Annotated in this window: 11 protein-coding genes; 1 reads left to right on the forward strand and 10 read right to left on the reverse strand. The window is 61.1% G+C overall.

Annotation, left to right across the window (positions count from 1 at the left end; genetic code table 11):
* Window positions 1-169: 169 nt before the first annotated feature.
* Complete coding sequence (locus HMPREF2559_RS02075) at window positions 170-517, forward strand: hypothetical protein (protein WP_068801227.1); 348 nt, start codon at window positions 170-172, stop codon at window positions 515-517.
* A gap of 113 nt (window positions 518-630) precedes the next feature.
* Here the strand turns inward: HMPREF2559_RS02075 and rplQ are convergent, their stop codons facing one another.
* From rplQ to secY, 10 genes are all read right to left on the reverse strand, one after another.
* A complete protein-coding gene (rplQ, locus tag HMPREF2559_RS02080; protein ID WP_066486273.1) occupies window positions 631-1086 on the reverse strand; it encodes a 50S ribosomal protein L17 in 456 nt (151 codons plus the stop codon).
* A 49-nt stretch (window positions 1087-1135) separates the two neighbouring features.
* On the reverse strand, window positions 1136-2146 hold the full coding sequence (locus tag HMPREF2559_RS02085; protein WP_066486281.1) for a DNA-directed RNA polymerase subunit alpha: 1011 nt from the start codon (window positions 2144-2146) through the stop codon (window positions 1136-1138).
* A gap of 69 nt (window positions 2147-2215) precedes the next feature.
* Complete coding sequence (gene rpsD, locus HMPREF2559_RS02090; RefSeq protein ID WP_066486284.1) at window positions 2216-2821, reverse strand: 30S ribosomal protein S4; 606 nt, start codon at window positions 2819-2821, stop codon at window positions 2216-2218.
* Window positions 2822-2850: 29 nt separating this feature from the next.
* Window positions 2851-3255 (reverse strand): 30S ribosomal protein S11, encoded by a 405-nt coding sequence (gene rpsK / locus HMPREF2559_RS02095; RefSeq protein ID WP_066486287.1) that lies wholly within the window; start codon window positions 3253-3255, stop codon window positions 2851-2853.
* Between the two features lie 3 nt (window positions 3256-3258).
* Window positions 3259-3627 (reverse strand): 30S ribosomal protein S13, encoded by a 369-nt coding sequence (gene rpsM, locus HMPREF2559_RS02100; protein WP_066486295.1) that lies wholly within the window; start codon window positions 3625-3627, stop codon window positions 3259-3261.
* A gap of 211 nt (window positions 3628-3838) precedes the next feature.
* Window positions 3839-4057: a translation initiation factor IF-1 gene (gene infA / locus HMPREF2559_RS02105; RefSeq protein ID WP_004566852.1), complete on the reverse strand. Its 219-nt coding sequence runs from the start codon at window positions 4055-4057 to the stop codon at window positions 3839-3841.
* Window positions 4058-4255: 198 nt separating this feature from the next.
* On the reverse strand, window positions 4256-5047 hold the full coding sequence (locus HMPREF2559_RS02110) for a L,D-transpeptidase (RefSeq protein WP_066486305.1): 792 nt from the start codon (window positions 5045-5047) through the stop codon (window positions 4256-4258).
* Between the two features lie 117 nt (window positions 5048-5164).
* A complete protein-coding gene (gene map, locus HMPREF2559_RS02115) occupies window positions 5165-5953 on the reverse strand; it encodes a type I methionyl aminopeptidase (protein ID WP_066486315.1) in 789 nt (262 codons plus the stop codon).
* A gap of 84 nt (window positions 5954-6037) precedes the next feature.
* The gene (locus HMPREF2559_RS02120) at window positions 6038-6583 is read right to left on the reverse strand and encodes an adenylate kinase (protein WP_066486318.1); all 546 of its coding nucleotides are present in this window, start codon (window positions 6581-6583) and stop codon (window positions 6038-6040) included.
* A complete protein-coding gene (secY, locus tag HMPREF2559_RS02125) occupies window positions 6583-7908 on the reverse strand; it encodes a preprotein translocase subunit SecY (RefSeq protein WP_066486322.1) in 1326 nt (441 codons plus the stop codon). The genes HMPREF2559_RS02120 and secY overlap by 1 nt, the downstream gene beginning before the upstream one ends.
* Window positions 7909-8195 lie beyond the last annotated feature (287 nt).

Genomic DNA, 8195 nt, shown 5'->3' on the forward strand with positions numbered 1-8195 from the left:
CGGTGTGGCTGTACCGCGGCTGAATAGGCATTCTGTGTTGCGGCTGACAATTGCGGGCAGATTCCAATACTATTGCCAGCAAAAGTATGTCATACTATGTGCCATGCCTCACGTGAGCACGCTCACGGGGCGTACGACCGACAATATTTCCCAATCGAAAGGAAACACGATGACGAAGTTCAAGAAGTTTGGTGCCTCTGTGTCCGCCATCGCGCTTGCCGGCGCACTCACCGTTGCCGCACCGAACGCTGTGGCCGCAGACAACGGCGACCAGACCGGCTCCTCCGCGTCCGGTAAGCAGGACGGTTCTTCGAACGCAGACGGCAAGGAAGGCAACGGCTCCAGCGACGAAGAGCTGGCCAAGAAGTTCCCGACCCTGAGCTCCAAGGATGGTCAGAAGCCGGATTCCTCCTCCACTGAAGAGCAGGCACTGCTCGGTGTGGGCATCACCGCCGGCATCCTGGCTCTGGGCGCCGCTCTTTGGCCGCAGATCCAGCAGTTCCTGCCGAAGATGTAATTCTTCACCGGAGGTTCCAGCTGCGCGCGACGACATCTCCGCAGACGACAAAGACCGTAACCCTTATGCAGGGTTGCGGTCTTTGCGTATGCGGGCTTTAGGCCCCGGGGAGATTAGTTCTCCTCGGTAGCCTCGGCCTCGGTGGCCTCCTCAGCCTCAGCGGCCTTGGAAGCAGCAGCGCGGGTTGCGCGGGTGGCCTCGGAGGAAACGGTCTCCTCCAGCACCAGGGCAATCTGGGACATCGGGGCGTTGTCGCCACGACGGTTGTCCAGCTTGATGGTGCGGGTGTAGCCGCCCTCGCGGTTTGCGAACTGCGGTGCGAGATCATCGAAGAGGTGAGCAACAACATCCTTGTGCGGGATGAGCTTGAGAACCTCGCGACGGTCGGCAATGGAGCCGCCCTTCGCCTTGGTGATGATCTTCTCGACGTACGGGCGAAGCATCTTCGCCTTGGCATCGGTGGTCTTGATCGCGCCGTGCTCGATGAGGCTGGCTGCCAGGTTGCTCAACAGGTGAGCCTGCTGCGCAGCGGAGCCGCCGAGACGGGCGCCCTTCTTCGGGGTAGGCATTGTGTACTCCTCGTGTGCTTTTTAAGTGTTAAGCGCGTTTAGTGATTATTTACTCGGATTCGCCCGCGGACGGATCCTTGAAGTCACCGGTTTCTGCGTCATAACCCTCAAGCTGGGTCGGGTCAAAGTCCTCAGGGGTGTCCTTGAGGGCAAGGCCCAAGCTGTTCAGCTTGATCTTCACCTCGTTGATCGACTTCTGACCGAAGTTGCGGATATCCAGCAGGTCCGACTCGGTGCACTCAGCGAGCTCACCGACGGTGTGGATTTCCTGGCGCTTCAGGCAGTTGTAGGAGCGAACAGAGAAGTTCAGGTCCTCAATCGGCATGGAGTAAGCAGCGATGTACTCGGTCTCCTGCGGGGAGGGGCCGATCTCGATGCCCTCGGCAGCCGTGTTGAGCTCGCGCGCCAGACCGAAGAGCTCGACCAGGGTGCCGCCGGCCGAAGCCAGAGCGTCACGTGCGGTGATCGAGTTCTTGGTCTCGACGTCGATGATGAGCTTGTCAAAGTCGGTGCGCTGCTCGACACGAGTAGCTTCGACCTTGTACGAGACCTTGAGGACCGGCGAGTAAATCTGGTCGACCGGAATGCGGCCGATCTCACCGGACGTCGGGGCAGCCGGGACGTAGCCGCGACCGCGCTCGACAACGAGCTCCATCTCCAGTCGAGCGGTGTCGTTGAGGGTGGCGATGTGCAGATCCGGGTTGTGGATCTCCACGCCTGCCGGCGGCTGAATGTCGCCTGCAGTGACCTCGCCGGCACCTTCCTTGCTCAAGTACATCACGACCGGCTCATCAGAGTCGGAGGAGAGCACGAGGCCCTTGATGTTGAGGATGATCTCGGCAACGTCTTCCTTGACACCGGAGATCGTGGTGAACTCGTGGAGCACACCGTCAATCTTGATCGAGGTCACTGCCGCGCCCGGGATGGACGACAGCAGCGTACGACGCAGCGAGTTGCCGAGGGTGTAACCGAAACCCGGCTCGAGCGGTTCGATGGTGAACTTGGAACGAGCCGAGTCGATAACTTCCTCGGTGAGCTGAGGACGCTGGGAAATGAGCATGGAACTTCTCCTTGTCGACGCCCGCTATTTGACGTCGGTAGAGGGTGAATATGTGGGTTAGACGAAGGGTTACTTCGAGTAAAGCTCGACGATGAGCTGCTCCTGCAGCGGGATGTCGATCTGAGCGCGCTCGGGCAGCTGGTGCACGAGGATGCGCAGGGTGTCGGGAACGACCTGCAGCCATGCCGGAACGACGGCATCAACAAGGCGATCCTGAGCGTCTTCGAACCATTCCATCTTCTTGGAGCGATCACGGACATCGATGATGTCGTACTGGGTGACCTGGAAGGACGGAACGTTGATCTTCTTGCCGTTCACGGTGAAGTGACCGTGGGAGACAAGCTGGCGAGCCTGGCGACGGGTGTTGGCCAGACCTGCACGGTAGACCACGTTGTCGAGACGAGACTCGAGCAGGATGACCAGGTTGTCACCGGTCTTGCCCGGACGACGGTTGGCCTCTGCGTAGTAGCGACGGAACTGACGCTCCAGCACACCGTAGGTGTACTTTGCCTTCTGCTTCTCCTGGAGCTGCAGCAGGTACTCAGATTCCTTGATGCGGTTGCGGCCTGCCTGTCCCGGGGGGTACGGGCGGCGCTCAAACGCCATATCTCCGCCGACGAGGTCGACGCGCAGACGGCGGGACTTACGAGTTGCTGGGCCGGTATAACGAGCCATGAGTTTTTACCTCTATCCTTTCTGTCTGCTTAGACCTTGCGGCGCTTGGTCGGACGGCAGCCGTTGTGCGGCTGGGGGGTGGCATCCGTGATCGAGGAAACCTCGAGGCCTGCAGCCTGCAGGGAACGGATGGCGGTCTCGCGGCCGGAGCCCGGACCCTTGACGAAAACGTCAACCTTCTTCATGCCGTGGTCCATGGCCTTGCGGGCAGCGGACTCAGCAGCCATCTGAGCTGCGAACGGCGTGGACTTACGGGAGCCCTTGAAGCCGACGTGGCCGGAGGACGCCCAGGAGATGACAGCACCGGACGGGTCCGTGATGGACACGATGGTGTTGTTGAAGGTGGACTTGATGTATGCGTGGCCCTGGGCCACATTCTTCTTTACGACGCGACGGCCAGTACGACGCGCGCCGGAACGAGTCTTCGGAGGCATGTATTACTTCTTCTTTCCTGCGATCGTCTTCTTCGGGCCCTTGCGGGTACGAGCGTTGGTCTTGGTGCGCTGACCGCGGACCGGGAGGCCACGACGGTGGCGAATGCCCTGGTAGCAACCAATTTCAATCTTGCGACGGATGTCAGCCTGAACCTGGCGGCGGAGGTCACCCTCGACCTTCCAGGTAGCTTCGATGACGTCACGCAGAGCGGCAACCTGATCATCGGTCAGGTTGTCGGTACGCAGGTCCGGAGAGATACCAGTCTTCTCCAGCAGCTCGGCGGCGCGAGCCGGACCGATGCCGTAAATGTAGGTCAGTGCGATCTCCATACGCTTGTTACGCGGGAGGTCAACACCAGCGAGACGTGCCATGTGGCGTGTCCTTTCGGGTTGTTACGGTGGTTTTCTCCCTATCCGTCCCACACACCGTTCACGCTTCGCCCGGACCGTGCCGGAAACTGTGGGTAAACGCTACTGTGCGGGCTCTGGCCACCGCGGCCTGAGGTGCACGGACGACCAACGCGCGAGCTCACGCTCGCGCGCAGTGATGGTCGCCTTGGGTAAGGAGGCTTAATTTCTGTGTTTACTTGTAGCGGTAGACAATGCGTCCGCGGGTCAGGTCATAAGGGGACAGCTCCACGACCACGCGATCCTCAGGAAGGATGCGGATGTAGTGCTGACGCATCTTGCCCGAGATGTGAGCAAGAACCTTGTGTCCGTTGTCGAGCTCGACACGGAACATTGCATTCGGCAGGGGTTCGATGATTCGACCCTCGACCTCGATTGCGCCTTCCTTAGCCATAACCTCTACTTTTCTAGGCCCGGACAAGTACGCCGTGGCCTGCATGTTTGTATCTACTGCGGTGGTGCATCAACCCGCGTGCAAGCACGCGCGCATACACCAACGTTCAATAATACGCATGAACGACACGAAAACCAAATAAACGCCCAGCGCACGAGGCGCTAGGCGTTCGCAGCTCACGCCGCGGAGTGACAAAGACTAGAAGATGAAGACCTTGTCGCCAACCTGCAGGTCGTTCCAGTACGCCACGGCGTCCTGGTGCTGCAGGTGGATGCAGCCGTGGGAATCATACGCCGGGGAGCCTTCGTGGAAGGCGTGGCCAGTGTTGGTGAAGTAGATCGCGTACGGCATCGGCGCGTTGCCGAACTCGCGGGAGACTTCGTCCTTGACCTTGTACTGGACATTGAAGGCGCCGCGCGGCGTGGCGAGCCCCGGGGTGCGGGCGCCGGAGGAAATCCACTCGGCAACATGGGTGACGTTGCCGTTGTCGTCCTGCAGCCAGGAACGGTTGCGATCGATATCGACGCATGCGTCAGCGTCACGCGGGCAGGGGCCGCGGTCGAACTCGTTGCGTTTGCGCTGCTCCTCGGCAATGCGGGCGGCTTCCTGAGCGGCGGCCTGCTCGCGCGCAACCTGTGCGGCGTGCTCGCGCTCGAGGCGCTCCTGCTCTGCGCGAATCTCCGCGTTCTTGCGGGCGACAAGACCCGGGAAGACGGCGTTGACCGTGTTATCGACGGCCTGCTCGAGGACCGGAATAACCTGCGGATTGTTGATGGTCTTGATCTGCTTGATGAGATCGTTGCGCTGCGCCCATGCCTGTTCTTCGCTCAGGCCCAGGAACTTGCCAATCTGAATCTGCGAGGACATCTGCTCCACGGACGGAGCGGAAGGAAGAGTCTGAGCGCCGGCGACGGGGGTCGCCAGGAGGGATAGGGAGACGGCCACGGCCGCGAGCGGCGCGGCGACCTTCGTCAGGTTGTTTTTCGACATGCTGGCAGTATAGACCGAAACCTAGCCGTGACATAGCCGAGGACTTAGTTTTCGCTCGGACTTTTTAAGACCGGCTGCTTGAAGCCCAGTTCATAGCTGAAGTCGGCGCGACTGACCTCAATAGCGCGGGGTAAGGATACGGGGGCCCTCCGCCGTCGCTGCAACGGTGTGCTCCCAGTGCGACGCCCATGAGCCGTCGAGGGTGACCACGGTCCAGTCGTCGTCCAGCACTTCGTTGTCCTCCGTGCCCAGCGTGAGCATGGGCTCAATGGCTAGGACGGAGCCCTCCATAATGAACGGGCCGCGACCGCCACGCCCCTCGTTCGCGAGATACGGGTCCTCGTGCATTTCACGGCCAATGCCGTGTCCGCCGTAGCCATCCACGATAAACAGCTCGGTCTCGAACTTCAGCTCAGCAGCATACGTTGCCTGCTCCAGCGCGTGCGAGACGTCCGTGAGCCGGTTGCCCGGCACCATGGCCTTGAGTCCTTCCATGAGCACCCATTCCGTCGCCCTATTCAGGGCGTCGGCGCGGGGGCCAAGCTTTCCGATGCCGAATGTCCAGGCGCTGTCTCCTACCCACCCGTCCAACGTGGCCCCGCAATCAATCGAGATGAGATCGCCGTCTTCGAGCACCACGTCGGCCGAGGGGATGCCGTGGACGACAACATCGTTGACGGAGGCACAGATGGACCCGGGGAATCCGCCGTAGCCCTTGAACGTCGGGATAGCGCCGGCGTCGCGAATGGTGGCTTCGGCAAGCTCATCGAGCTCCAGCGTCGACATACCAGCCTTCGCGGCGGCCCTGACCGCTTGGAGAGTGCGGCCGACGATCTCTCCGGCTGCCTGCATGGCATCCAGCTCGCCCGGGGTGCGGGCGACCATCTTTTTGTGGCGACGTGCCATGATGTGGGGTCCTTTCTGGGAGGGGTGAAAACTGCGCAAGCGCCAGGGTATATCTCCCTGGCGCTTGACTGCTGCTTGGACGGCTTACTTGCCGATGGCAGCGAGGGTGCGAGCGTTGATGTCCTCAACGGTGCCCTCTGCCTTGACGGTGATGATCTGATCACCGTAGTGCTCGATGAGCGGGAAGGTCTGGTCGCGGTAGACGCCGAGACGGGTGCGGATGGTCTCCTCGTTGTCATCGGCGCGGCCGCGGGCGAGCATGCGCTCGACGACGACGTCCTCAGACACCTCGTAGTTGATAACGCCGTCGAGCTCGAGGCCCTTGTCGGCGAGCAGCTTGGTGAGGATCTCGGCCTGCTCCACGGTGCGCGGGAAGCCATCGAGGAGGAAGCCGCCCGCGGCGTCGTCCTGGTTAAGGCGATCCTCGACCATGCGGGCGGTGACGTCCGTGGGGACCAGCTTGCCGGCATCAATGTAGGACTTCGCCTCGACGCCCAGCGGGGTGCCCTCGCCAATGTTGGCGCGGAACAGGTCGCCGGTCGAGATGTGCGGGATATTCAGCTTCTCGCTGAGGATAGCTGCCTGGGTGCCCTTGCCAGCACCGGGAGGGCCGAGGAGTACGTAACGCATTACTTGAGAAGTCCTTCGTAGTTAGATTGCAGAAGCTGGGACTCGATCTGCTTGACGGTGGTCAGAGCAACCGAGACCATAATCAGGATAGCCGTACCACCGAACGCGGACATGCCGTTTGCGGAATTGTGGCCAACACCAAGGTCGAGCAGGATGTTCGGCAGGATGGCGATGATGGCCAGGTACAGCGAGCCGACGAACAGCAGGCGGTTCATGACAAAGCCAAGGTATTCCGCGGTGGGGCGGCCCGGGCGGATGCCCGGAATGAAGCCACCGTAGCGCTTCATGTTGTCTGCTTGCTCGTTCGGGTCGTACTGCACAGAAACGTAGAAGTACGAAAAGAAGATGGTAAGCACGAAGTACGCCACGATGTACTGCCAGGAGCTCGGCGCCTGCAGGTGCGCGATGACATTGCGCTGCCACCAGTTATCCGGCACCGTTGCGGAACCCGAGTTGACGATCTGCGTGATGAGCACCGGCATGTAAATGAGCGAGGACGCGAAGATGACCGGGATAACGCCGGCCTGGTTGACCTTGAGCGGCAAGTAAGTGGAGGAACCACCGTACTGGCGACGGCCGACCATACGCTTGGCGTACTGCACGGGAATGCGGCGCTGGCCCTGCTCGATGAAGGTGATGCCCACAACGAGAACGATGAGGCCGACGGCAATCATCGCGAAGACGAGGCCACCATTGTTCTGGAGGATGTTAATGCCATCGGTAGGCAGGCGGGTCGCGATACCCGCGAAGATGAGCAGCGACATACCGTTGCCAATGCCCTTCTCCGTGATGAGCTCGCCCATCCACATGACGAGCACGGCGCCCGAGGTCATGGTGATAACGAGCATGATGAGCGTAAAGATGTTGCGGTCCGCGGTAAGGACCTCAACGCCCTGGCCCAGCAGCTGCTGACGGTCAGCGAGCGCCACGATGCCGGAGGACTGCAGCAGCGCCAGAGCGACCGTGAGGTAACGCGTGTACTGCGTCATCTTCGCTTGTCCGGACTGGCCTTCCTTCTTGAGCTGCTCGAAGCGCGGAATAACCACGGTAAGCAGCTGCACAATAATCGACGCCGTAATGTACGGCATGATGCCGATGGCGAAGATGGACAGCTGCAATAGCGCACCGCCCGAGAAGAGGTTGATGACCGAGTACAGGTTGCCCTGCTCCTCAGTTAAGGTACGCAGTCGACCGGCGATCGACGCGTAGTCGACGCCCGGGGACGGAATCTGCGCGCCGACACGGTAGAGGATGATCATCACGAGAGTGAAGATGATCTTCTTACGCAGGTCGGCGTCCTTGAAGGCCTGGAATATGGCGGACACTACTTTTATCCTCCTGCCCTCTCGGCAGTCGCGCCGCACGCTCATGGACGGCGCGGAGACCTGAGAGGGGGAACTCATCTACCCCAGCGGACCCTGCCCACGCCGCGCACCGCGCGACGATTCAGCGAATCCTTAGGGACGGTTGAAACTTATGACCTCACTACCCTACCAGCATCGCGCGCAGCCGCCACAATAACCGCATATCTCACGGCGCCATGTCCACGGCGATCCCGTCGAATTCCCCCGCCACGATCAGGGTGCGCCACAATAGTGGCCCGCCGGTGCGA

The organism is Corynebacterium sp. HMSC072G08 (assembly GCF_001809185.1).
Lineage (GTDB): Bacteria > Actinomycetota > Actinomycetes > Mycobacteriales > Mycobacteriaceae > Corynebacterium > Corynebacterium phoceense.

What these genes read in the sequence shown, in the direction of transcription:
- HMPREF2559_RS02075 (WP_068801227.1), top strand. Translation starts at nt 170, where the DNA reads ATGACGAAGTTCAAGAAGTTTGGTGCCTCTGTGTCCGCCATCGCGCTT.
- rpsD (WP_066486284.1), bottom strand. Translation starts at nt 2,821, where the DNA reads ATGGCTCGTTATACCGGCCCAGCAACTCGTAAGTCCCGCCGTCTGCGC.
- HMPREF2559_RS02085 (WP_066486281.1), bottom strand. Translation starts at nt 2,146, where the DNA reads ATGCTCATTTCCCAGCGTCCTCAGCTCACCGAGGAAGTTATCGACTCG.
- rpsK (WP_066486287.1), bottom strand. Translation starts at nt 3,255, where the DNA reads ATGCCTCCGAAGACTCGTTCCGGCGCGCGTCGTACTGGCCGTCGCGTC.
- HMPREF2559_RS02120 (WP_066486318.1), bottom strand. Translation starts at nt 6,583, where the DNA reads ATGCGTTACGTACTCCTCGGCCCTCCCGGTGCTGGCAAGGGCACCCAG.
- rplQ (WP_066486273.1), bottom strand. Translation starts at nt 1,086, where the DNA reads ATGCCTACCCCGAAGAAGGGCGCCCGTCTCGGCGGCTCCGCTGCGCAG.
- rpsM (WP_066486295.1), bottom strand. Translation starts at nt 3,627, where the DNA reads ATGGCACGTCTCGCTGGTGTTGACCTCCCGCGTAACAAGCGTATGGAG.
- infA (WP_004566852.1), bottom strand. Translation starts at nt 4,057, where the DNA reads ATGGCTAAGGAAGGCGCAATCGAGGTCGAGGGTCGAATCATCGAACCC.
- map (WP_066486315.1), bottom strand. Translation starts at nt 5,953, where the DNA reads ATGGCACGTCGCCACAAAAAGATGGTCGCCCGCACCCCGGGCGAGCTG.
- HMPREF2559_RS02110 (WP_066486305.1), bottom strand. Translation starts at nt 5,047, where the DNA reads ATGTCGAAAAACAACCTGACGAAGGTCGCCGCGCCGCTCGCGGCCGTG.